The following is a 24,020-nucleotide window of genomic DNA, read 5'->3' on the forward strand; positions in this document are numbered from 1 at the left end:
TGAGCCTTCAGCTTCTCGACATGCAGCGTCTTGGCATAGAGCTCGGCCTGCAGAGCTGCTGCGAACGCGCGCAAGGCGTCTGGATCCGATGGCAATTCTGCAGTGGCGAGAGACATGCCGGCTTATAGCAAAGTCATGACTCGCGAGCGAGAATAAATCCATTGAATCAGTAACTTATTAGACGGCTTCAGGGCGCGTGACCGGTTCCGGTGCGACCGTCCGCCGCCAATCAATTCCTTCAACGAGCAAGGCCAACTGGGCCGGTGTCAGCTGAAGCCGACCCGCCACGATCGGCGGCCAGACGAACTTTCCTTGCTCCAACCGCTTGGCGAACAGGCACAGCCCGCTTCCGTCCCAAGCCAGGATCTTCAACATGTCGCCGCGCTTGCCCCGGAACACAAACAGCGCCCCGGAGAAGGGATCGGTGGCCAGCACGTTCCGGACCTGGGCGGCCAAGCCATCCATCCCTTTGCGCATATCGCATGGCTGCGTTGCCAGATAGACCCTCACCCCAGACCCGGGCGCGATCCTCAATGATCGCCGTCACCTCTCGCAATCGGTCGTCCAGTTCCTGGTCGGTAAGATCACGCAATGGATTGCCGGATAAGATGTGCTTCTCCATCTTCATCAGTCGGGTGTGCAGGATGGTGTCATTTCTTCGTCATCCTCTCTTCGAGCGCGGTGACGCGGGCAGCAAGCTCGCTGGTCTCGATGGCCTTGCGCTGCGCCTCCAGACGGCCCCCCGATCACTGCACCTTCGTCAGGTGACATTTCGCCCTCGGCAACTAGATGGCTTACCGCAGCAATAGCTGCGGGGAGGTCTTCTGCAGCCGGAAGATCAAACTTCAGTCGGGCGCCTCTGCGCGGCGGCCATACCCGGTCCAGGATTGCCTTTGCTGCGACCGCGTCGCCATCTTTCGCCTTATCGATCATAGCGCGAACGATCGCCTCTGCCTCGCCTTCGCCGAGTGCGTCGAGTGCGACGAGTACCTTCGACTGGGAACCGGCAGCCCTTCCTCTGGGATTGCCCGACTGCCCCGGTTGGAACTGGCCACTATTTGGTTCATTTGCCACGCGTTACCACCAGAATAGATACTTGCCTGCTATGCGCCTGCTCTGACAGGCGATGTGCCGCCGTCTGTCGACCTGCTCAATGCACGGCCCCTACGGCGCATCCGCCGTCAATGCATGCCTCTGTAAGACGCGCTAGCAACTTCCCGTCCGTGCTGTCCTGAACGCGGGCAGTCACGCGAGCGGCGGCGGCAATGTCGATGATGACATAGTGCGCAAACAGGTCGGCCGGGTCGCGAAGGAACCTTAAATTGTCGGTATCGTCTCGGGCGGCGAAGTGGTTGGCGGCTTCATGCAGGCCACGGCTGATCGCGATGTTCTCTGCTACACGGACGAGGGACTGTGTACGCTCCGCCAAGGCCTCGTCGTCGTCGGCAGCGGCCATGGCGGTCATCCGTTCGCCGATTTCGCCGATTATCGTGTCCCGACCGGGCGAAGTGGGATCAATGTAAGCCTGGGCGACCGTTTCCCGAGCAGGCCGCCGAGGCCGCCGCCCATTCTGCCACCGCTATCCATCAGGAGATCAAACAGACCGGCCACTACTGATCCTCAAGCAGCAGTGCGGTGCGCCGCTTCGGTGGCGGAAATTCGGAGGAGATCGGAAAGCGTCACACCTTCGCGGCGGGCAAATTCGGCAAGCCGACGTTTCTCGTCGCGGCCGACGCGCACCCTAATCATATCGTCCATTGGTTTGGAAAAGCGCATCTCGGATACCTCCGGAATACGAGGCATAGCCTAGTCGAGACGCATCTCCGTTGCAACAAATGCAAGCAATATCAATCGTTTATCTACTACCCTCCGCCAACGTACGTGATTGTCTCGGAGTGTATTGCATTCAGCCACAACTCACGGAGTTGTGGCAAATTTTTTTGGAAACAGAAGGCCAAGGGGTCGCATCACTCGACATCGCCGAACTCCTCCCGGCTGACCGAGCTAAGCAAACGACGCGGCGCAAGGCGATCTACGAAGACTTGTACCCCCAAGCGAAACGGGGCGGCGCACCCGGCTTGCCGGGAGGCGGGAAAGCGAAGGTGGACAACTTGTCCAGTTTCGCCGAGGCAACCGCCGCGATCACCGGCCACGATGCGCGCACTGTGCGTCGTGATGCTGAGCGTGGGGAAAAGATAGCCGACGACGTTCTTGCCTTCATGCAAGTACCGGGACGGCACGAGGACGTTTGACTATTGTAGTGCCCATCAAACCCACCATTCTCCTACGTCCTAGACGGAGATGGTGGAACCGGGTCCAGCAAAGTCGGCTCCGCAGCTCCAGCCTGCCCCCCCGGCAGATGGCCATCAGGACTCAATTCGTCGACCGCTTCCGGCAAATTGACGGCTAGGCGGCGCAGAATTTCCTCGCGAGACAATCCAGTCTTCTTGGACAGGGCGGCCAAGGTGTCGCCGTCGATCGCAGACTCGACCTGGGTAGGGTCCAACGGCTCGTTGGTTCCTTTGCTCACCCAGGTGTCGACCTTTTCCCCGAGCCCCGCATTGCGAAATCGGTCGACAATGTCCTTCAATCCACCTCCTTCGAGGATCTGATTGAGGGGATTGCCGCCGGGTGCAGTTGCGTCGTTCGGATCGGCTGGTTTCGGATTCCACGCGTCCGCGAGGCGGTCCCGGTTTTTGTACAGAACAACGCCAAGCGCCGCGAGCAGAACCTTCCCGAGCATATTCGCCATTTCAATCTCCTATCCGCTGTAGGGCGGGAAGCGCGACAGAACGAAATTTGTTCCAAGACCCTTGGTGGAACATCCATCATCAGCCGCCGTTGCAGGGAAAATGGAGGCCACTCATGCCCGGCAAAGTCAAAAACCTTCATCGAAAGATCGCTCGCGAGCCCGAACCTGCGGGCACGCCAATCGAGCGGCCCGATACGACTGGCAAGGAAAAATACGAGGCACCCGCGCCGAAGTCGGGGGACACACCTATCCCCACCGAAAAGCCGGGAGTGTGAATGATGTCCGTGCTTCGATCTGTTCTCGCCGAGTTCCTGCCATCCTGGGTTCTTCCAAAGCGGCTAACGGTTGAGCCTAATAGCAAGAGCGTCCCTCAAGGTGGCTCCCACGCCGCTGGCGGTGGCAGGAATACATCCGGTTCCAACGGGCCCTAAACCCGGCATTTGGAAGGACGAGCGATGAATTTCATTTCTGTGATGGCGATCACTGAAGCTATCGCTCGAGAACAGGCCGTCATTCAGACAGGCTATGATCCCGATACAATTGGCCCGCTGGCCATCGTTGTCGACCAGCGGACGAGTAGCCGACAGAAGGCTTTCGTTTTCGAGACGGCAAACGATGTGACAAATCACCCACTGTTCGCCAACGCCCGTTTGTCGGACACGGTCGACGCGCCGAGGCTTGAAGCGGATGGCCCGGTATTGAACTTCGGGCCAGAGGTGACTGTCGGCGGATAATACCGCACGACCATTGACGGCGGACGCTGGCGCAAAGTTTTCGCCTGCGTCACTTCGGATTTCCGCAGCGAGCAGGTTCACGTCGCATATTAGCCATACGTTGGTGGTGGCTCCTACAAGCTTGCGTGATGTGCCCGCCGCGACGTTGCCCAGAACTCTGCGCGTGATAGCCTTGACGAATGAGAATTTTCGCGCTTCTCGCCCTGGCGCTTTTGTTCGTGCCGGCCTGCCAAAGTTCTCCGCCGGGAGAGCGGTTCCAACCATACGGCGGTAGTGGCCGATAGGGAGGCCGCCTGTCCGTGGACAAGGTGCGGCTCATTTGGCTGCCCCGTTTTTTCGCGACTGCCGCTTCGCTTCCTCACGAGCCCTTTTCATCAGCGGGCTGTTCTCGACTGCGCTGCTGATCTGCCCGACAGGCTTATATAGTTAGGCCCGCCGCGCCATTGGCAGAAGATAGGTCTCAACCAGATGAGCCGCGCGGCCGAAATGGTCGACACCGATTTCCTACGGCTCTTCGGCCTCCTCGGATGAATATTCGAGGTGGGCGAGCACCAAGGCAATTCTCACTGCCATGCCGGGTAGCCTAGTGTGATCAGCAACTGCCCGCGTCGGCTAGTCTGTGGGTGCAGTGAATATCCCTGCCGTAGGATCGATCGTAGTACCCAGCTCGATAGCCCTCAACATACCCTTGACGGTAAGATGACCTGGGGACGACGTAAACACGACGCGGATAAGTCTGCCCTGCATAATAGTTGCGTGGGTAGTACCCACCATAGTAACCGTTGCCATAGTAGCCGCCGCCGTAGTAGCCACTACCATAATAACCACCGTAGTAACCGTCATTCGCGAGCGCGCTACCAATTAGGGCGCCAGCTACGAATGCGCCTGCAGGTGCCCAATAGTTATTGTAGTAGCCGTCATACCCTCTGTAGCCATCATAGCCACGTCCATAGTGTCTGTATCCTCCATAGCCACCATGCCCCCATCTGGCGCCATCGCGAACCTTGATGACATCTGATTGAACAGCGATGTTCTTCACAGCCGGGAAGGGCATAGCAGCGTTTGACTGCGTCAAGCAAAATACCGAAATGCACGTCGCGAGACCTGTCGCAACGAGTGAGGTTTGTATCGCTTTCATGGCTTTGTCCTCGCTAAAGGCACGTCTTGCGGCTTGAACGATGCGACACCCCAATCGTTGCACGTTTTCCACAGTTTTGTCGATGTCTGCCACCGGTCACCCGTGCGTGGCGTGCGCCGTTGTAAACTCGTTGCGTTGTTCCCGTTCTTCACTAACCGAATAACGAATAGTCCATATCGGGCGTCGCTCGGCCATTGGAGCGGCACCACAATCCTCAAAAGAGAGTGTCGTCTATCTCTGACGGGGACCGTGCCGGAGTAAAACCTCTGCGCCACCCCTTCTTGCGCGACCTGACGGTTGTGGGCACTTGGCTACCGTTTGGAGAAACCGGGCAAACGGCAGGGTGTAGGCAGCGATGACATTACACCGAACTGCGACAATGGGGTGGAGGCTGTGTGAGAACTCGGGGCAGCTGAGGTGCCACATTGTTTTAATGTGGCGCGTGTTGGTTCCGCTCACCCCGTTATCACCTTGAGGATTTGACCGACGCCGGCGACTGCTATGGCGCGCTTGATATTATAGGCCAGGATTGTCGTGTTGCCTCACGTAATTTTGTTACCGCTTGCCTCGAGAATGTTACCCGCTCACCCGGCATGACGATTGGGAGTGACTCAATGCGCGACACAGGATGCGGTTTCACAGTAACCTGCCACTGAGTTTTCCTCCACCTGGAGTTAGAGTCCGGCCTCGATTGAAGGACGGACAGATGAAGCGGCAGCGGTTCACGGAAGAGCAGATCATCGCGGTGCTGCGCGAACACGAGGCGGGGGCAAAGGCGGCTGAACTGGCCCGCAAGCACGGGATCAGCGAGGCGACGCTGTATAACTGGAAGGCGAAGTATGGCGGCATGGACGGTGAGGCGGAAAAGCGAACATGGATAGGACCCATGTTTGCCCGCCGAACGACGCCAAGCGCCTGAAGGCTCTGGAAGACGAGAATGCGAAGCTCAAGAAGCTGCTCGCTGACCAGATGCTGGAAGCGGCTGCGCTGAAGGAACTTCTGTCAAAAAAATGGTAGGGCCCGCCGCCAAGCGCGAAGCCGTCGCGCATCTGCAGGCCGTGATGGGCCTGTCGGAGCGTCGGGCCTGTTCATTCGTCGGTGCCGATCGCAAGATGATCCGCTACCGGTCGTGCCGTCCACCGGAGATGGAGCTGCGGGGCAAGCTGCGCGACCTCGCCAACGATCGCCGGCGTTTCGGCTATCGGCGCCTGTTCGTCCTGCTGCGGAGGGAGGGTGAACCATCCGGCATCAACCGCATCTATCGGCTCTACCGCGAGGAAGGGCTGACGGTTCGCAAGCGCCGGGCGCGGCGACGCGCGGTGGGCACGCGAGCGCCGATCCTGGTCGAGGCGAAGGCGAACGCGCGCTGGTCCCTTGACTTCGTGCACGACCAGTTCGCCTGCGGGCGGCGCTTCCGGGTGCTGAACATCGTCGACGACGTGACGCGCGAATGTCTGGCCGCTATCCGGGACACATCGATCTCTGGTCGTCGGGTGGCACGTGAACTGACCCACCTGATCAGCCGTCGCGGCAAGCCGGACATGATCGTTTCCGACCACGGCACCGAGTTCACCTCGAACGCCATCCTCGCCTGGTCGAAGGATCACCGTGTCGAGTGGCACTACATCGCGCCGGGAAAGCCGATGCAAAATGGCTACGTCGAATCCTTCAACGGCCGGATGCGCGACGAGCTCTTGAACGAGAGCCTGTTCTTCGGGCTCGACCATGCGCGCAGCGCCATCGCCGAATGGAGGCAGGACTTCAACACCGCGAGACCCCATTCCTCACTCGGATACCAGACCCCGGCGGCCTTCGCCGGAACCCTCACCGCGACCGGCTCCAACGCTGCGCTCATTGACGGCTTCGCGTCTCCGCCGGTTGCTCAACCCGCGCCCTACGGCGTAACAGAAACGGCCAAGGCTCTAATCGCCGCTGGATGACAGTTCAGTGGCAGGTCACATGGTCGATCCAAATTCAAGGTCGCCCTGGCTTGTGGCCAACGCGTTTCGGCTGCACGAGTTGAGAGATTGAATGGTGGGTACGCTAATCTTCGGCCCCGATTATTGGGCGAGTCCAGCGTGCATAACAGTAGGTCAAACCGACAAAAAGTAGCATCACAATTGCCAAAACACCCAACGCACAATGGGGGTTTCTGTCCGGCCAAAGCCTACCTACAGCGAGACTATAGGCTAAAAGCACCGGTGCTGCGATCGCGCACCAAATCGCCGGCATGAAGCGCCAATTCCAAATGCGCAGCATGTTCGCGTAGAGAACCCATGCTGCGCTGCTTGGCGGCCGAGCGACCACACGACGCCTTCGCCGCACAGGAGGACTGGTTTCGCTCCAAAACCTCGTGGGCATCAAAAGACTGTCATAGGCAAAGTACGCCAAAAAAAATAAGGATGCGCCGATGACAAGGAAACCCACTGCTGCGCCATAGCATATCAGAAGATCGAGATTGGTATCTTTCCAGGCCGACAAATCGATACCAATGACGATGTTCGTGCCACCAACAGCGAAAGCGGTCTCGGCAGCCTGACTGGTTGTTCCAGCGGGGGAAGCTGGAATTAAGTCCTTGGGGATTCCGAGTACGACCGTGACCAGGCCTGTTAGCACTGCACCCAACAGTTTGGCGCTCTCCATCTTTCCCTTGATCTTATCCCGAATCTCGCTCTCAAGATCAGCTTCGCGAGCATCTCCAGAACCACTCGCCAAATCCTTGACATTGGGCGACAGAACCCATTCGAGTTGTCCCCAACTGCTAAACCAACGAGGGTTGGAGCGAATGCATACAATCTCTGCGCGATTAATTGGTATTGACTCGTTAGTCAGTCGCTGCGCCATCCAGCCGAGTTGGGGCGCATGTCCAACCACCAGTGTCATGCTGCTTTCCGAGGGTGTTTCGATTGCCAGGATGCGCCGGATCACGTCATCGAGCCATTGCTTGGATTCTGTCGATGGAACTGACTGCCAATGGTAAAAGTAAGGGCTGGCGTACGGACACGCCTCCGGGGAAAGGTATTCTCGTTCGGCTGGAACTGGAACCTTTGACGCTTGCAACTTTGCGCGTTCCAGCCCTTCGCACAGCACACATTGAAGTCGTTCCGACAGCACTCGAGCCGTCGCCCTAGCCTCGTCCGTCGGAGCCACGATCACGGCGGTCAGATCTGGAAAATGCACCCTTGCGAAGGTTTGGCGTTGGCATGACGCATGAAGAAGATACTCGCCAAGACGATCGGCAACCTGTTTGACTTCGCGCAGACCCAGATCAGATAGGTTCTTCCGTTCCTTTTGAAAGGATGCATGCCTCATTAAGAGAAGATAACGGGCCCCCACTCAACGAACTATATCACTTTGGCTTGTGTGGCGGTAGTTGCTTGGCGCCGCGTTCTGTTCGATGCGATTCCACACTTCCAAATAGTACATCAGGTCCGAACATGGAGACCCAGCGTAAGCTAAGGCGTGCGTCCGTTGGGGTATACTCCATCGGTCAGCTGCACGCCAACGGAAGCGTCCGTAAGGATTGATTTCCTTAACGGACACTGTACTGTGCGGACACAATCCTAACAGACAGGTAGCGTCCTTTGAGTAAGACCATCCTTTATGCGCGCGTCTCGACCGCCGAGCAGACCGTTGAACATCAACTGGCCCAAGCCAAAAAGGCTGGCTTCACGATCGACCAGGTCATCACCGACAACGGCGTTTCCGGCGTTTCGACGAAGCTGATGGAACGCCCGCAGGGCAAGCGGCTCTTCGATATCCTTCGGCCGGGCGACACGCTGGTCGTGCGCTGGGTTGACCGGCTCGGCCGCGACTATCGAGACGTCTCGGATGCCATCCGCCACTTCATGCGCAGTAGTGTTGTCGTGAAGACTGTCATCAACGGAATGGTATTCGATGGCGCGACGAGGGACCCCATCCAGCAAGCCGTACGGGACGCGCTGATCGCGTTCATGGCCGCGACGGCAGAAGTACAGGCGATCGCCACCAAGGAGGTACAGAAGGCCGGCATTGCTGCCACACGGGCGTCCAGTTCAACAGCGTATCGAGGGCGCAAGCCAAGCTATGACCGGAAGACGTTCGAAACGGTGGCTGACCTGCTCGGTCAGGGCGCTGGGGCGTCTGCCATTGCCGCGGAGACGGGGTTATCGCGACAGACGGTCCTGCGGATAAGGGAAGACCGTGCTGGTGCAGACAAAGCGTTGGTGATTTGGGGATTGTAGAACCGCTTGTGGTGACACAACCTGAACCTCTCCAGGCCGGTGGATCGCACTGGCCAGTAAACCTCGGCCCGCAATTGGTGGCCTCGCAGGTCTGCCGCGTAGCGTGCGGTCCAAGCGTTTGCTAACGTCACTGAATGCTGAATATCGCAACACTGGCTGCAGAAGCGCTCGGCAGGAACCTGGCCGAGACATATCGGCATTACTACGGTGATCGGCACACTGAATTTGCAACGCTTCTCGATGCCGGCGCGAGGCTTTTGATCGAACGCATCGGTTCGAGCGACGCGCTGTACCACAATTTCGAGCACACAATCCTGGTGACACAGGTCGGTCAGGAAATCATTCGCGGCAAGCTTCTGTTTAAATCGATCGAACCCGAGGACTGGGTGCATTTCATCTTCAGCTTGCTGTGTCATGATATCGGCTTCGTTCGGGGCGCATGCACCGCCGATGGCAGAACCAGCGTTGTTATCGATGAGGCCGGTAGACGATTTGAGCTCCCGCGCGGCGCAAGTGATGCAATCCTGGCTCCATTTCACGTCACCCGGGGCAAGATTGCCGTTCGCGAGAGATTTGGGAACCACCGGCTGCTTGACTGTGGGCGGATTGCCCGTGCCATTGAATTGACCCGATTTCCCGTTCCCGACGATCAGGATCACAAAGAGACCGATACCGAGGCCGGCCTTGTCCGCGCGGCTGATCTGATCGGGCAACTCGCCGATCCGAACTACCCCAGCAAGCTCAACGCGCTGTTTCACGAGTTGCAGGAAACTGGCAGCGCCGAGAAGATCGGCGTCTCAAACGCGGCCGATCTCGTCGAGAGCTATCCAAAGTTCTTTTGGACGGCTGTCGAACCCCATATCGGTGACGGACTGACATATCTCGGCATGACGATGGAAGGTAAGCGATGGGCAGCCAGCCTCTACGGAAACCTGTCTATGGCTGAACACCGCAGGCTGGCTTTCGGTCCGCAATTGAGGTCTTTGTAGCCGCCATCGATCTCATCCGTTCGGGTGATGGCGCCGCTGAGATTTCGGGCTAGAGTGTTTCGCCTTTTGGGCGAGATCTGATCTGATGCAATTCTACGAGGCACTGGCGGAGAACGGATCGGCCAAGGAGCTAATGGCGCACGATACACTGCGGACTTTGGCTCAACTCTTGGTGCAAACGATCCGTGCGTCCGCGACGATTGACTGGACCCGCAAGGAAGGAGTGCGAGCCAAGATGCGGATCGAGGTCCGGAAGCTTCTCGCCCGTTATGGCTACCCACCGGACCTCCAAAAGGCAGCTGTGGATCTTGTTGTCAGGCAAGCTGAGACAATCGCTGCCGATTGGGGCTAGTTGAGTTCGCCGTGGAATTTTGATGAACAGTCGACGGCCTCTGGTAACGGCAGCTTTCTCTGCCAGAACCGGACAGATAGTGGGCGGCTCAAAAGGCGGCCGAACACAAGTCGCCAAGTACACGTTGTGCATTTGGCCCAGGAACTGCATGGGCTGAAATTGGAAAGAGGAGCTCGATGAGAGATTTATATAGGAGCTTTTTTGCCGAACTGGCTGAGAGGCGTACGAAAGAGCAGCGTGCTCTCGCTAAGCTAATCGCCGCAGGGCCCTCAGACAAACGTATCACTATTGAAACTTGGGAGCAGTGGTGTCGCCATGGCTGGGTACTCTGCCCCGGTTCCAACCGTCGCGGAGGGTGCGAACGCGAAATCTGTCAACAGGGCTTGCAGTGTCAAAGAATGGCAGAGGTCGGTCTTCTCGGTACCGGCGAGGTGGTCAGAAAGCCTCAGCGCGCTCGCTGTGGCGCTAAGACGAGGTCAGGCGGAGAATGCCGGATGGCCGTGATTTCTGGGAAGCATCGCTGCAGGATGCATGGCGGACTCTCGTCAGGTCCTAAGACAGCGGAGGGTAGAAGTCGAATCGCTGAGGCGCAAAAGCGACGATGGCAGAGACAAAAGGAAGCTCAGCCGGAGTGCCCCCCTGAAACTCAGCCTTCGACGAACACGAACCTGTGGCGTAGACGGAGACGACCGTCGGATCTATGCGGCTAGTTTGAGGGAAGCTCGTCACTGCTGCGGCGTCGTCGTGGGGTCTTAGGTCGAACCTCACAAAACCTGACATCGTGAGTCTGATTGCGCGGCTTGCGAGCCTGTTAATACATTGAGTTGTGAGCGCGATTTCAGTCGGCATGCTAACAGCGGCGCCTTGCGGCGCGGCGGGATTCTCGGTTGCGCAGTTCGGCGAGCCGGCAGGTGGATTGGTTGGTGAGGTGGCAGCCTTGGTTAGAGTTGCTGCGGAGCGGCGGTTCGGTGTTGATGCCGGGCTGCCAAAACCGAACATTGGCCGCGGGATTTTTAGGAGCGGAGTTCGGCGAGCCTTTGCCGGATTGCGGCTTCGCTAGGGTCGGCGCGATGGCCCGCGATCGCGGTTTGGGTGTTAGTGGCAACTTCAAAAAACTTCAAATGGCGAAGCTGACGAAACGGCTCGGGGAGGGGCGATTTTCGGCGGGGGGAGCTGGGCCAGATCGCCGGTGGAGTGTGGATTTGCTGGGGCCGGCGCGGCGCTGAGCGATCGCGGTTTGGGTGTTAGTGGCGACTTCAAAAAACTTCAAATGGCGAAGCTGACGAAACGGCTCGGGGAGGGGCGATTTTCGGCGGGGGGAGCTGGGCCAGATCGCCGGTGGAGTGTGGATTTGCTGGGGTCGGCGCGGCGCTGAGCGATCGCGGTTTGGGTGTTAGTGGCGACCTGACAAAACCACCCGTTGACGGCGAAATGTTCGTTGGCGAAGCAGCGGATCGTCGGAGATTGGTGGGTTAGCTGCTCCCCAGCTCCGTTTGGTAGAAAGGTTGAGCAGCGGCTTTAAGACAGCGGCACCTCCCGAGCCGTTTCGCCGCGCCCGTGCAGTCGCCCCGGGACACGGACTTTACCTTCACCCGCAAAGTTGGCAGCAGGCCGGGCGCGCGCCCACCCTGCTGCCAAAACGCAATCGCCTAGAACTTGAACTCGGCGAGATTTTCCGGGGTCACGATCTTGGCTAGGCCAAGCACGATCTCACCGCTGGTGCCAACCTTGTATTCGCCGAGGCGGCCGGCGGTGAAGGATTCGCCCTCCTTGCCGGTCAGCTTGCACTGCGCCACCGCTTGCGCGGCGTGGTAGGTGAGGTAGCCGAGATCGGTCACGTTCCACCAGATGTCCTGCGCCTGGCCGGCCTCGATGTATTTCTTCATCAGCGTGGCCGGCGCGAGGCCGGTGAGCTTGATCTTGTCAAGGCTGCCGGCCTGCTCGAGCGCTCGGGCAGCCGCGGGCAGGCCGATACCGGCCGGCACGATGATGCCCTTGAGGTTCGGGAAGGCCTGAGCCAGCGCCAACGCCTGCTGCTGGTTGACCTGCTCGCTCTCCTCGCCATAGGCGACCTGCACCAGCTTCATCTTGCCGTATTTCTCATCCGAAGCGATCTTCTGCTTCATGAAGTCGATCCAGGCGTTCTGGTTGGTTGCCGTCGCGGTCGACGACAGGATGGCGAACTCGCCCTCGCCGCCGATCAGGTCGTGCATGCTCTGCAGCATCATCTCGGCCAGGCTTTCGCCCTTGACCTGGTTGACGAACACAGTCCGTGCATCGGCTGCCACGTCGGAATCGTAGGAGATGATACGGATGCCTTCCTTGGCGGCGCGCTTCAGCGCCGGTGCGACGGCGTTGGCGTCGTTGCCGGCGATTGCGATGACGCCAACCTTCTGCGCGACGAAGTTGTTGATGAACTCGATCTGCGCCTCGGCAGTGGCCTGCGAGGGCGCCGCCTGTACCACGCTGCCGCCGATCTCTTTGGCGGCGTCCTCGGCGCCGCCCTTGGCGACCTGGAAGTAGGGGTCGGTATCAAGCTTCGGCAAGAGCCCGACGGTGACCGGTCCGGTGGCGCATTCCTGCGCCATGGCGGGCGCAGCGAATGCCACGCCTGCGAGTAGAGCCGCAACAAGCGGCAGTCTGGAAGTTGTCATTTCGTTTCCTCCTTTGTAGTGCCTTGGCCGGAAGCAGGAGCGCGGGTCCAGCCTTCACCCGCCCGAACGCTGGATGGCGCCGATGTTGCGGAGCCAGCCCACCAGAAAGCCCGTGGAATTGCTGACCAGCAGCGAGCCGATCAGGAGCAGACCGACGACCATGCCCTGCGCGTCGCCGCCGATCTGGTTGATGCCGAGGATGTTGCGGATCAGGGCGACCAGGACGAGCGCCAGGAGCACGCCGGTCAACCGGCCCTTGCCGCCCCAGACACTGACGCCGCCGAGCAGCGCGATGGTAATGACGTCGAGTTCCATGCCGAGCGCGTTGTTGGCGCGCGCATTGGCGAGCCGCGCCGTGTAGACGATGCCGGCCAGCGCCGAAACCGTTCCCGACAGAACGAACAGCGCGAACCGCACGCGGGCGATGTCGATGCCGGAATAGAGCGCCGCTGCTGGGCTACCGCCGACGGCGTAGACGCGACGGCCAAACGGCGTGGCGCCGAGCGCGACGGCAAAAAGAGGAAAGAGGATGAGGAACGGCACGATCACCTGCGGGATGCGGGTGCCCGGTACGTCGTCGATGCCGAAGTTGGTGAGCGCGTCGGGGAAGATGTTGACCGAGCCGGTGCCGAGCAGGACATAGCCGACGCCGCGAAACAGCGCCATGGTGCCGAGCGTGACCACAAGCGAGGGCAGCCCAGCCCAGGTGACGAGCACGCCATTGACCGCGCCGAGCAGCGCACCGAAGCAGAGCGACAGCAAAATCGCGGCGATCAGCGGCAGGCCGGCCTGGACCAGCAAGCCGAGCACGACGCTGCACAGAGCGAGGATCGAGGCGACCGACAGGTCGATCTCGCGCGCAATGATCAGCAGCACCATCGGCAGCACGAGCAGCGCTTTCTCGGCGACGCCCGCGGCCAACTGAGACAGGTTGAAGGCCGAGAGGAAGTTCGGCGTCGTCACTGCACCGTAGACCAGAACGCCAAGCGTCAGCACGGCGAGCAGCAAATCCCACGAATCGACGCGCATGCGTCGGGTGGACTTCGGATCGGTCAAGGCGCTCATCATGCCGCCTCGCGCATGGCACCCTGGCTGCCCGCGGTGCGGCGGGCAACCAGCGCATCGACGCCGATGGCGGTCAGGATAACGAGGCCGTAGACGCCCTGCAGCCAGAGCGGATCGACGCGGGCGAGGATCAGGCCGTTGCGGATGATCAGAAGCGTCATGCCGCCAAGCATGACGCCAAGCACGGTGCCGGAGCCGCCGCGGATGGCGACGCCACCGACCACGGCGGCGGCGATGACGGCGAGTTCGTAACCATAGGCGACGCGCGCGTCGATGGTGGCGTAGCGCGAGGCCCACAGCGCGCCGGCGAGCCCGGCGAGCGTGCCCGCGAGACCGAAGGCGGTGAGCACCAGCTTCTTTGTCGGCAGGCCGATCAGCTCGGCACCCTTGGGGTTCGAGCCGAGCGCGAACAGCTTGCGCCCAGTCGACGAGCGGTTCAGCAGCAGCGCGGCTGCGGCCATGATCGCCAGCGCGATCAGGATCATCACCGGAACGCCTGCAAGGCGACCGCCGGTGAGATCGAGCCACGCCTGCGGCACCTGGTCGGCACTGATCTGGCGCCCGCCCGTCCACAGACTGACGAGCCCGCGGAACACCGACATGGTGCCTAGCGTCGCCACGATCGCCGGCACGCCGCCGAAGGCGATGACGGCGCCATTGAAAAGTCCGCAGGCAAGTCCGATGCCGCAGGCCGCGAGGATGCCGGCGGCGACGCCGAGCGACGGGCCGGCGGTCATGGCGAGCGCCGAACCGTAAGCTGACAGGCCGATGACCGATGCCACGGAGAGATCGATGTTGCGGGTTACCAGAACGAGAAACTGGGCGAGTGCGGCGATCATCAGGAGCGACGCATCCATTGCCAGTGCAGACAGGTTGGCGGGGCTGGCGACCAGCGGGTTGATGAACAGCACCGGCACGACCACCGCGGCCATGGCGGCGAGCAGGCCGGTCTCGCGGCGTGCGAGCAGGGAGCGGATCCAGCCGCCGCCTGCGCGTCCGGTCGGAAGCGGTGAGGCTGCTTGGGAGGGGGCGCCGGCATCAGAGGACAGCGGCTGGACCTCGACGTCGGTGGCTGCGCGCAGCACCGCTTCCTGGGTCGCCTCGCCCCGAGCGAAGCTCCCCGTCTGCCGGCCTTCACGCAGGACGACGATGCGATCGGACATGCCGAGTAACTCGGGCATCTCGGAGGAGATCAGCAGGATCGCCATGCCCGTTTTGGCAAGGTCGGCCATCATGGCGTGGACCTCGGCCTTGGATTGGACGTCGATGCCCTGCGTCGGCTCGTCGAGGATCATCAGCTTCGGACTTGTCGCCAGCCATTTGGCGAGCACGACCTTCTGTTGATTGCCGCCCGACAGCGTACTGACCGGCTGGTCGAACGATTGAAAACGCAGCTTCAGGCGATCGAGATGCCGGCTTACGCCGTCGAGCACCTTGGTGCGGCTGAAGAAGCCACTCGACGTAGCACGATCGAGCTGCGTCAGCGCGGCGTTCTCGGTGATCGAAAAGTCCATCACCAGGCTCTGGCCGAGGCGATCCTCGGACACATAGGCGATGCCAGCGGCCATCGCCCCGGCGGCATTGGCGAAGCGCTGCTCGACGCCGGAGACCCGGATTGTGCCGCCATCGGGCTGCGTGATGCCGAATAGCGCACGCGCGATCTCGGTCCGGCCGCTGCCGACAAGGCCGCCGAGCCCGACGATCTCACCAGCGCGCACCGACAGGCTGATGTCTGCGAATTCTCCGGCGCGGGTCAGGCGCTCGATCTCCAGCACTGTCTTGCCAGGCACGGCGCCCGTCTGCGGGTAGAGCGACGAGAGCTCGCGGCCAACCATCATGCGGATCGCCTCGCTTCGAGACAGGCGATCGGCGCGCTCGACGCCGACCAGGGCGCCGTCGCGAAGCACGGCAATCGCATCGGCGACGTGGAAGATCTCGTCCATGCGGTGGCCGACAAACATCATGGCGACGCCACGGGTCTTGAGGGTCTCCACCACCTGGAACAGCCGGGCAACCTCCCGCTGTGAGAGTGCGGCGGTCGGCTCGTCCATGATAAGGACGCGGGCGTCCAGGGACAGTGCGCGGGCAACCTCAACCAGCTGCTGTTCAGAGGTGCGCAGCCGCGACAGCCGCTCAGCCGGATCGACATCAAGACCGATTGCGGCGAGCAGCGAGACAGTGCGCTCATGCATGGCGGCGCGGTCGATGCCTGCCATACTGCTTGGCGGCATGTGGCCCATGAAGACATTTTCAGCGATTGACAGGTCGGGGAACAGGCCGGGATGCTGGTGCATGACGGCGATTCCAGCCCTCTGCGCGTCGAGCGGGCCATTGAAGAGTACCGGCTTGCCGTCGAGAACCACTTGGCCGGAGGTCGGCTGGTAGACGCCTGCCAGTAGCTTCACGCACGTGCTCTTGCCAGCACCGTTCTCGCCAAGCAGAGCCAGAACTTCGCCGCCGTGGAGATCGAAGCTCGCCTCGCGCAGCGCGACGGTGCCGCCGAAATGCTTGCTGGCATGGGCAAGGCCGATCGGAGCGGCCAGCGCAGACGCGGCCTCGGTCACGCGATCGAGGGCAGTCGCGGCGGTCATTGCCGGCGTCCGCAACCTTGATCGCGCAGGCACAGCGCCTCGCCCTTCCCGATGCCGACTATCCTCACCAACAGCCCTCCTTTAATGAAAGCACGTTAATGTAATAGAGGGATTTGCGTCAAGCGCAGACATCGGAGCACTGACCCTTACGAAGCTGCAGGCACAGTTCTGACGCGTCAAGGCATAGGAACGCCTAGATGGGCAACTTGTCGGACCGGCAATTTTAAGTTATTGCGCTTTTGTTATGGAGCCGTTTTGTTGACGCCCCCGTCCAAGCCCCGAGCACCCCTGCGCAGACATGCGACAGGCGGAAAGGGCAGCAATTCGGCCCAGTTGCGGCACTACAACGAGCGCGTCGTACTGGACGCGATCCGGCGGCGCGGACAGGCTTCGAAGGCAGACATCGCGCGCCATGCCAAGCTGACGCCACCGGCTGTGTCGCGCATCGTCGACACGCTGCTCGTTGCCGGGTACGTCGAGCAGAAAGGCAAGCGCTTCGGCCAGAAGGGCCAACCGTCGGTGATGTTTGGGTTGGCAGCCGAAGGCGGCTTCTCGCTCGGGCTGCATCTCGGGCGGCGCACGCTGGATGCGGTGCTGATCGACTTCGCAGGAACGGTAAGGCTGACCGAGTCGCACGAATACGACTATCCCGAGCCCGAGGCGGTGCAGCGGATCGGCAACGCCGCGATCGCAAGGCTGCGCGCGACACTCGGAAGTGGCGCCGGTCGGCTGATCGGGATCGGCATCTCGGCGCCTTATTTCCTCGGGGGTTGGGAAGAGGAACTGGCGTTTCCGACCGACGCCAGCGCGCGCTGGCGTGAAGTGGACCTCGCCGGATTCTTTCGCGAGGCGGGCAGCCTACCGCTGTTCGTCGAGAACGACGCGTCGGCGGCAGCCGCGGCGGAACTCGTCTACGGCGCCGGCACCCGTTACCGCGACTTCATCCATCTGTCGATCAACACCATGATCGGCGGCGGCCTTGTGATCGATGGCGTGCTGCAAACCGGGCCGAACGGCAATGCGGCGGCGTTCGGGCCGATGCCGGTAACGCCGTCGCGGCTGGCGAGTGTGGCCAGGCCCAGTGGACCGTTCGACATCCTGTTGCGGAGGGCGTCCATCTACGGGCTGATCAACCACCTGCGCTGGTCGGGTTCTGAGATCAATCGGGTGCGCGAACTCGATCCGATGCCGGCTGAGGCGCGCGCGCCGTTCGGCGAATGGCAGGAGGACTGCGCCGACGCGCTCGCGCAGGCCATCATCTCGGCGATCGCGGTTATCGATGTCGAGGCGGTGGTGATCGATGGCCTGCTGCCACGCGCACTGCTTCAGGACACCGTGGCCAAGGTGCAGCGGCGATTCGGCGAGATCACGCCGTCGGGGCTGGTGCTGCCTGAGATCATCGCCGGCACGGTGGGTCCGCAGGCCAGCGCGATCGGCGCCAGCATCCTGCCGATCCACACGCTGTTTGGACCAGACAGCGGTGTGCTCACCCGCAAAGCGGTGGACAAGAAGCCGCTGATGATCCGCAAGCGCGGTTGATCAGAGATCGCGCATCAACCAGCGCGCGATGTTTTGCATTAATGCGCGATAGATATCGCTTTCGAGGAACTCGCGGCTCATCCAGTGTGGGCCGATGTCGGTGGTGAAGGCTAGGCTGCGGCCCTTACCATAGTCGCGCACTGCGAGCAGCGGCAGCGTCCTGCCGCGGTGGGTCACCGACGCGAGTAGCGTCGTGTCCGGCGTGGCGCGGAGTATCGTGCGGTTGAGGCCGAGTATCGGAGGCCATTGGTCGGGCAATCCGCTGGTGATCGGATGCGCGTGCGTCACCACTGGCCTCAGGCCTGCTGGCGCCTCGACGCCGTCCGGTTGCGCCAAGCAGGTGACCGGAAGACAATCCACGAGGGCGGTGTCATGGAAAGCCGCGGTGCCGAACATCCCTTGAAAGCTGGTGTAACCGCCCGCCATCATAAGGCTTCCGCCGCCGGCCACGTAGCGCTCCAGCAGTTCCAGACGATCGACCGAGGTTCTGCCCTCACGCGCCTGCGGCGTGAGCAGCAGCGACAGCGCGGAGACGTCGGAAAGGATCACCGCGTGATAGGATGCAAGCGCTTCCAAAGACGTCGGGAATTCGCCTGAGCATCGTTCGCCGGGCAACTGCTCGACCGCGATGCCGCTGCCCTCCAAAGCGGCAAGGAACGGCAGCGCGCCGTTGGCATATTGCGCCGACGACGTTGCGGTCACGCCGGCGGCCGCGACCTGCGTCAGCGCGAAGGTCTCGCCGGCAAGGAGGATTTTCTTGGTTTGCATTGCGCAAAGGTCCCGCAGTCGTTTCGGATCCTCGAATAATCACCCCATCGGATGCCGGGCGAAAGGTGTCTTCAACCACACTCGCATTTCATGTTCGGCATCGGAGTTGGACGAGTCGGCCGGCCAAGCGCTGCTTTGGTCGGGTGCAGCCGTGGTGGAGCGCTGCCTATCGGCGGGTCGGATGTTATTGCCGACCCCGCAAAACCTCACATTGGCGGCGGGATTTTGGGAGCGTCGGGCGGAGCCAGCGGCGGAGTGCTGGGCTTAAGGAGGGACAGCGGTGGTGGTGCGGCCTGTGGAAAAGGGGGGCCGACTTCAAAAAACTTCAAATGGCGGAGCTGGCGAAACGATTTTTGGCGGGGCGATTTTCTGCGAGGGGGAGCCGGGCCAGATCGCCGGTGGAGTGTGGATTTGCAGGGGGCGGAGCGGTGCTGCGCAATCACGGTTTGGGGTGTTAGTGCCGACTTCAAAAAACTTCATATGGCGCGGGTTACAAAGCGGCTCGCGTAGGAGTGAGTTCCGGAGATGCGGAGCTTGGCCAGAAGGCCGGTGAGAGTGTGGCTCGGTAAGCGTGCGCTTTGAGCGTCGTGATCGGTGTGGATGTCAGTGTGTGCAGTGTAGTTTCAAGGGTAGCGACTTTCGCGGAGCCTCACGTACTAGGAGCTGCGGCGATGGAAGATCGGGACAATCGATTGCCAAGCCGCTAGATTGGTTCCGACCGAATTGGCCAGAGAAAATCTCGCAGACGCCAAGCCTAAAGCGGCAGGCCCGCCTTGGTATAACCGTCGACGAAATGCTGGCGGTCCTCATCGCGTTTGAAAGGCTGTGAAGCCGCCCAACGAGATGCGAGGAAGCCAGGATTTATCTCAAGGAACCGGCAGGCTTCCTGGCGAGCCTCGGAGAGCTGACCGAGCTGCGCAAGGCTCGCCGCGAGGATGCGCTTAGCCGGCAGCCGGCCAACCTCCTCCTTGCGGAGAGCCTTGACCGCCTGGACATAGCGGCCGGCAGCATAGTACGCGAAGCCGAGGTCCCAGTAATACCATCCCGGCGGATAAGGGTTAAGTCGCAGAGCATTTTCGGCCAGTTCGACCGCATCGTGGGGCTGGCCTTGAAGGACTCTGAGGTTTGCCATGTTCACCATTGTATCGGCGTGGCTCGGGTTAGTCCGCAACGCGGTTTGGAATGCGGACTCCGCCTCTTCGAGCCTGCCCTCGCAGAGCCGTGCAAACCCAAGGACGCTATGCGCCGTAGGATCGTTTATATCGAGGGACATGGCCTTCTGAGCGTAAGCGAGCCCAAGAGCCTGGTTCGCGTGAATATCCTCCCCGTACTGGACCGCCGCGTTGTAGTGCGAGACGGCGAGCCATGCGTAGACCACCGCCAAATTCGGATCGAGCTCGGCGGCCTTAGCGAGGAGAGTACGGGCAAGATCGTTTCCGGCGGGCGAGTGCATGACAAGAACGCGGCCGCGAACGAGGAAATCATAAGCTTCAATATTCGTCCGGCGCCGGGGCGCATGATCAAACCCCGGTCCAAGCGGCAGCACGTTTGCCAAAGCCGCGACGACCTTGTGCACCACTTGGTCCTGCAGACCAAAGACGTCGGCCAGATCGCCATCGTAGCGCTCGGCCCAGAGACATCTGTTCGTCGTCGCCTCGGTAAGACGAATCCCAATTCTGACCTGGCCTGCGACGCGGCGCACGCTGCCCTCGACGACATAGCGCACGCCGAGCTTCTTCGCGATCAATTGCGTATCGGTGGACCTTGCGTTGAAAGCGAACGATGAATGGCGTGCGATCACCAAAAGACCCGGTACTTTCGACAGGTCGGCGATCAGATCGTCCACCAAACCGTCGGCGAAATGCGCCTGCTCCGGATCGAGGCTTATGTACGCAAAGGGCAAGACAGCGATAGAGGGCTCCGCTCCGAGCCCCCGGCCGGCGTTGACAATGGGAGCCTCGCACTCTTGGATGGTGAGCAGGCCTGCGAAACGGTAGCCCACCCGCGGGAAAGTCGCGATCCACTCTTCGCCGTCCGGCGAGACCCCTAGCCGTCTCCGAAGGGCGGCGATCTGAACCGTCAGATTGCTTTCTTCGACGTTGGTATTCGCCCAGGCAGCATCCATCAAAGCAGCCTTCGGCACCACTTGACCTTGCGCCTCCACCAAGGCCTGCAGCAGCGCAAAAGGTCTATTTCCGATAGCAACGGGCAGGCCGTTCTCGAAAAGTGCGCTGCTGCCAGCGTCGAGCACAAAGGGGCCAAATACGAAACGCTGACGCGCCATGGCCTATTATACGATCTCCTGGAAAATCTTTCGATATACGGAAAAATTTTAGAATCATTTCGCAGCCTCTTTAGGATTGGGCCCGCGAAGTCTCCGATGCTCTCCACATCGGGCCGGCCCGGACGGAAATTTTCCGTGGCTTGGTACTGCGCGAGCGGAGTAAGTGACATGGCGAAACTGACATTTGCGATAAGTGTGCTTGCCGGGGTGACCGCGTTTTGCGGCTCGGCCGCGGCCGATTCCTCGATGGTCGGTCCCGCGTACGTCGGGGATCGTACCTCGGACCCCGAGGACGAATCGTTCGGTTACCTGGTGAAAACCGGCGGCGATCGGCCGCTGGCTTTTGTCGGGCCGGCCCGCAACGTGGGTCCCGTCACAGGCGACCCTGAGATGGACACAATCGGATACCGACCGCTTCTCGGCGTGCAGGGAGACGGCCTCTGGTCATTCGTGCTTGTGCGCGATCGGTGATGTTTCAGAAGCGGCGGGGCTGTGGAGTGCAGCCTGCCGCGAATCCACTGTGGCGGTTTTGCGGCAGCCAGGCCGGGTCTGGGAGCGCCTGTCGCATTCTAGTCCCGCGGCGGTCTGAACTCTCTTACAGCCGGGTTGTCGCCCTCGTACGTGCCTAGACGGAGATCGCCAAAAAAACGAATGCGGAAGAAGTGGGCACCATCGTCATGCCGCTGTTGCCTGAGCCCGGTGACAGAAAGCGCAGCGGGTGACTGCCCCCAATCACGCCAGATGATATATCTATCGATCCGTTACTTGATCGAAAGGGTTATGTCGATGGATGGCTGGAGTATCGGTGATATTCGAGTGACCAGGATTCTCGAGATGTGCGACCCTCTTCGGACGCCATCGGAATGGTTTCCTGATTGCACCGACGAAGCGCTCGAACCCCACTTCCATTGGCTCATTCCCCGATCGATTTCACCGTGGACCGGCCGCATCGTTCTTCCCATCCAGAGTTTTCTGGTCCGTACCCGACATCACACCATTCTTGTCGACGGTTGCATCGGCAATGGCAAGACGGTCGCAGATTTCGCGCACTGGCATCGTCGCTCCGACGGTACCTTTTTGGAGCGGCTGGCGAACGCAGGGGTTACACCCGAACAGATCGACTATGTGTTGTGCACACACCTTCATGTGGACCATTGCGGCTGGAACACACGTCTGGTGGATGGGCGATGGGTGCCGACGTTCCCCAACGCGCGCTACATCATGGCACGGCGAGAGTTAGAGGCCGCAGAGGCCGCGGCCGGCGATGCCACACGGACCTATGAGGAGAATGTCCTGCCAATCGTCGAGGCTGGCCGGGCTGTACTTGTCGACATGGACCATGAACTTGACGGCGAGGTTTGGTTGGAACCGACGCCGGGCCACACGCTGGGGCACGTCGCCATCGCCCTAAAGTCTCAAGGCGTAGGCGCGGTGTTTTCCGGCGATCTCATGCATTGGCCGATGCAATGTATCTACCCCGACTGGAATTTTCGATGGGACACAGACCCTGAGCAGGCCCGTCGGACGCGGTGGGCTTTCCTTGAGGCTTGCTCCGAAAATGGCCGGATCGTCATGACGTCGCATTTTCCGCTGCCATCCATCGGGACTATCGCGCGACGCCACTCATCATTCTGGTTCGACGATTATCAGCCGAGGTAGTCTGCAGGGAAGTTCGGCTGCGGCCTTCATTGTCTCTTGGCACTTTTCCAGCAGCCCTAAATGTCCGCTCTTTGAGTTGTAAAATGCAAAAGCCGCCAGTCCTCACCCAGCCCAAAGGCCCCAGTCGGCAAAGCGCCGAATCTAGTCGTTCAGACATTCGGAGCGCTCACCGTAAGCGGGGAGGCGTCAACTCCGTTCGGGAGAAAGGTTGAGCAGCGGCTTTAAGACAGCGGCACCTGCCGAGCCGTTTCGCCGCGCAAGTGCAGTCCTCGGCAAGCTGTTCCGACGGCTCTTCCTCACGCGACTGCTCGCGCTGCGCGACGCCGGGCGGCTCGGCTTCTTCGGGACCATGGCGCACCTCACCGAGCGACGCACCTTCCTGCGCCACCTTGCTCCCGTCCGCGGGAAGCGATGGGTCGTCTATGCCAAGGCGCCGTTCGCCGGACCGGAGGCGGTGCTTGCCTATCTGGCGCGCTACACCCACCGGGTGGCGATCTCGAACAGCCGCCTGATCGACTTCGACGAGACCGGCGTCACCTTCCGCTACAAGGACTACCGCCGCGACGGCACGGACCGACAGCAGATCATGACGCTCATGGCCGACGAGTTCATCCGCCGCTTCCTGATCCACGTCCTGCCGCGCGGCTTCCATCGCATCCGGCACTACGGCCTGCTTGCCGGCTCCGCTCGCAAGGCCAGTCTCGCGCTCGCCCGCGAACTCCTGGATGTCGCCGCGCCGCCCGACCCCCGCTACTCCGACGAACCAGACGACTACCACCCGCCATGCCGCTGCTGTGGCGGACGCATGATCATCATCGAGACGTTCGAGCGCTGGAGGCAGCCGCGTGGACCGCCGCACACCACCGCCACGAACCGGGAGACGGACGCATGACCCGGCATGGCATGGTCGAACCATCAGCTGCAGGCGCCCAGTCGCCGGCAACGGACCCACGCGCGTCCACCGTCAATATCGCTGCCGACAGGGTCGCAACTCGTGCGCGATCGGCTGGACCGCGCGGAGGCAAAACGAAGCCGCCTCTTCGCATCCATCCCAACCCATCCCGGCGGCGGTCGCACCATCGCCGACATCAGCCACAGATCGAAATCCCCATAGCCATCGACTGTGGCCCGCGGGTTCCTGCATGAGAGGCTTTCGTACGCCTGCCGGCACCCGAAACCCTTCACCACATCGGACGTTACAGCAAACTCTGCCGTATCTCGAAAGCGGACGCCAGCAGACGCACGCAGAAATACGCTTCCACCCAGTTGGTT

General features: G+C 61.3%; 20 protein-coding genes and 2 pseudogenes. 11 read left to right on the plus strand and 11 right to left on the minus strand.

The genetic code is table 11. From position 1 onward, the window contains the following. Positions 1-177: 177 nt before the first annotated feature. The 4 genes from tnpB to ABMA59_RS34275 form a co-directional block, all read right to left on the minus strand. Positions 178-510 carry an IS66 family insertion sequence element accessory protein TnpB gene (tnpB, locus tag ABMA59_RS34265; RefSeq protein WP_425476039.1) on the minus strand — a complete coding sequence of 111 codons (333 nt, stop codon included), beginning with the start codon at positions 508-510 and terminating at the stop codon, positions 178-180. Between the two features lie 117 nt (positions 511-627). Next, positions 628-1,074 (minus strand): DUF5681 domain-containing protein, encoded by a 447-nt coding sequence (locus ABMA59_RS37455; protein ID WP_425476040.1) that lies wholly within the window; start codon positions 1,072-1,074, stop codon positions 628-630. Positions 1,075-1,150: 76 nt separating this feature from the next. Then, positions 1,151-1,456, minus strand: coding sequence for a hypothetical protein (locus ABMA59_RS34270; protein ID WP_349009842.1), 306 nt, complete (start codon positions 1,454-1,456; stop codon positions 1,151-1,153). A gap of 164 nt (positions 1,457-1,620) precedes the next feature. After that, positions 1,621-1,776 carry a hypothetical protein gene (locus ABMA59_RS34275; protein WP_349009843.1) on the minus strand — a complete coding sequence of 52 codons (156 nt, stop codon included), beginning with the start codon at positions 1,774-1,776 and terminating at the stop codon, positions 1,621-1,623. Between the two features lie 164 nt (positions 1,777-1,940). Between ABMA59_RS34275 and ABMA59_RS34280 the strand changes: the two genes are divergently transcribed. Next, positions 1,941-2,252, plus strand: a complete 312-nt coding sequence (locus ABMA59_RS34280; RefSeq protein ID WP_349009844.1) for a hypothetical protein — start codon at positions 1,941-1,943, stop codon at positions 2,250-2,252. A gap of 32 nt (positions 2,253-2,284) precedes the next feature. Here ABMA59_RS34280 and ABMA59_RS34285 read toward each other — a convergent pair whose 3' ends face one another. Beyond that, the gene (locus tag ABMA59_RS34285; protein ID WP_349009845.1) at positions 2,285-2,752 is read right to left on the minus strand and encodes a YidB family protein; all 468 of its coding nucleotides are present in this window, start codon (positions 2,750-2,752) and stop codon (positions 2,285-2,287) included. Positions 2,753-3,207: 455 nt separating this feature from the next. On the opposite strand from ABMA59_RS34285, the gene ABMA59_RS34290 reads away from it, so the two are divergent. After that, entirely contained in the window at positions 3,208-3,486 is a 279-nt protein-coding gene (locus ABMA59_RS34290; RefSeq protein ID WP_349009846.1) for a hypothetical protein, read from the plus strand. A gap of 1,844 nt (positions 3,487-5,330) precedes the next feature. After that, a pseudogene (locus ABMA59_RS34295) lies at positions 5,331-6,564 on the plus strand (IS3 family transposase). Positions 6,565-6,667: 103 nt separating this feature from the next. On the opposite strand, the gene ABMA59_RS34300 reads toward ABMA59_RS34295, so the two are convergent. After that, the gene (locus ABMA59_RS34300; protein WP_349009847.1) at positions 6,668-7,936 is read right to left on the minus strand and encodes a hypothetical protein; all 1,269 of its coding nucleotides are present in this window, start codon (positions 7,934-7,936) and stop codon (positions 6,668-6,670) included. Positions 7,937-8,208: 272 nt separating this feature from the next. On the opposite strand from ABMA59_RS34300, the gene ABMA59_RS34305 reads away from it, so the two are divergent. From ABMA59_RS34305 to ABMA59_RS34320, 4 genes are all read left to right on the plus strand, one after another. Continuing rightward, positions 8,209-8,847, plus strand: coding sequence for a recombinase family protein (locus ABMA59_RS34305; RefSeq protein ID WP_349009848.1), 639 nt, complete (start codon positions 8,209-8,211; stop codon positions 8,845-8,847). A 134-nt stretch (positions 8,848-8,981) separates the two neighbouring features. Beyond that, positions 8,982-9,836, plus strand: coding sequence for a metal-dependent phosphohydrolase (locus tag ABMA59_RS34310; RefSeq protein ID WP_349009849.1), 855 nt, complete (start codon positions 8,982-8,984; stop codon positions 9,834-9,836). Positions 9,837-9,921: 85 nt separating this feature from the next. Continuing rightward, complete coding sequence (locus tag ABMA59_RS34315) at positions 9,922-10,188, plus strand: type I restriction enzyme endonuclease domain-containing protein (RefSeq protein ID WP_349009850.1); 267 nt, start codon at positions 9,922-9,924, stop codon at positions 10,186-10,188. Between the two features lie 398 nt (positions 10,189-10,586). After that, positions 10,587-10,898 carry an HGGxSTG domain-containing protein gene (locus tag ABMA59_RS34320; protein WP_349009851.1) on the plus strand — a complete coding sequence of 104 codons (312 nt, stop codon included), beginning with the start codon at positions 10,587-10,589 and terminating at the stop codon, positions 10,896-10,898. Positions 10,899-11,837: 939 nt separating this feature from the next. Here the strand turns inward: ABMA59_RS34320 and ABMA59_RS34325 are convergent. Genes ABMA59_RS34325 through ABMA59_RS34335 form a run of 3 tightly spaced genes read right to left on the minus strand, consistent with a single transcriptional unit; the run spans position 11,838 to position 16,498 of the window. Continuing rightward, the gene (locus ABMA59_RS34325; protein ID WP_349009852.1) at positions 11,838-12,842 is read right to left on the minus strand and encodes a rhamnose ABC transporter substrate-binding protein; all 1,005 of its coding nucleotides are present in this window, start codon (positions 12,840-12,842) and stop codon (positions 11,838-11,840) included. A 54-nt stretch (positions 12,843-12,896) separates the two neighbouring features. After that, positions 12,897-13,907 carry an ABC transporter permease gene (locus ABMA59_RS34330; RefSeq protein WP_349009853.1) on the minus strand — a complete coding sequence of 337 codons (1,011 nt, stop codon included), beginning with the start codon at positions 13,905-13,907 and terminating at the stop codon, positions 12,897-12,899. Next, on the minus strand, positions 13,907-16,498 hold the full coding sequence (locus ABMA59_RS34335) for an ATP-binding cassette domain-containing protein (RefSeq protein ID WP_349009854.1): 2,592 nt from the start codon (positions 16,496-16,498) through the stop codon (positions 13,907-13,909). Before ABMA59_RS34335 ends, ABMA59_RS34330 begins: the two co-directional genes overlap by 1 nt. Before the next feature lie 258 nt (positions 16,499-16,756). Between ABMA59_RS34335 and ABMA59_RS34340 the strand changes: the two genes are divergently transcribed. Further along, positions 16,757-18,037, plus strand: coding sequence for an ROK family transcriptional regulator (locus tag ABMA59_RS34340; RefSeq protein ID WP_349009855.1), 1,281 nt, complete (start codon positions 16,757-16,759; stop codon positions 18,035-18,037). On the opposite strand, the gene ABMA59_RS34345 is transcribed toward ABMA59_RS34340, so the two are convergent. Both ABMA59_RS34345 and ABMA59_RS34350 read right to left on the minus strand, forming a co-directional pair. Further along, positions 18,038-18,805, minus strand: coding sequence for a glutamine amidotransferase (locus ABMA59_RS34345; protein ID WP_349009856.1), 768 nt, complete (start codon positions 18,803-18,805; stop codon positions 18,038-18,040). Between the two features lie 754 nt (positions 18,806-19,559). Then, entirely contained in the window at positions 19,560-21,089 is a 1,530-nt protein-coding gene (locus ABMA59_RS34350) for a winged helix-turn-helix domain-containing tetratricopeptide repeat protein (RefSeq protein WP_349009857.1), read from the minus strand. A 168-nt stretch (positions 21,090-21,257) separates the two neighbouring features. Here ABMA59_RS34350 and ABMA59_RS34355 point away from each other — a divergent pair, with 168 nt between their 5' ends. From ABMA59_RS34355 to ABMA59_RS34365, 3 genes and pseudogenes are all read left to right on the plus strand, one after another. Further along, on the plus strand, positions 21,258-21,560 hold the full coding sequence (locus tag ABMA59_RS34355; protein WP_349009858.1) for a hypothetical protein: 303 nt from the start codon (positions 21,258-21,260) through the stop codon (positions 21,558-21,560). A gap of 309 nt (positions 21,561-21,869) precedes the next feature. Then, positions 21,870-22,748, plus strand: coding sequence for an MBL fold metallo-hydrolase (locus ABMA59_RS34360; RefSeq protein ID WP_349009859.1), 879 nt, complete (start codon positions 21,870-21,872; stop codon positions 22,746-22,748). 265 nt (positions 22,749-23,013) lie between these two features. Further along, positions 23,014-23,640: pseudogene (locus ABMA59_RS34365) on the plus strand (IS91 family transposase); the annotation flags it as partial. Positions 23,641-24,020 lie beyond the last annotated feature (380 nt).

Source organism: Mesorhizobium yinganensis (assembly GCF_040081985.1).
GTDB classification, from domain to species: Bacteria; Pseudomonadota; Alphaproteobacteria; order Rhizobiales; family Rhizobiaceae; genus Kumtagia; species Kumtagia yinganensis.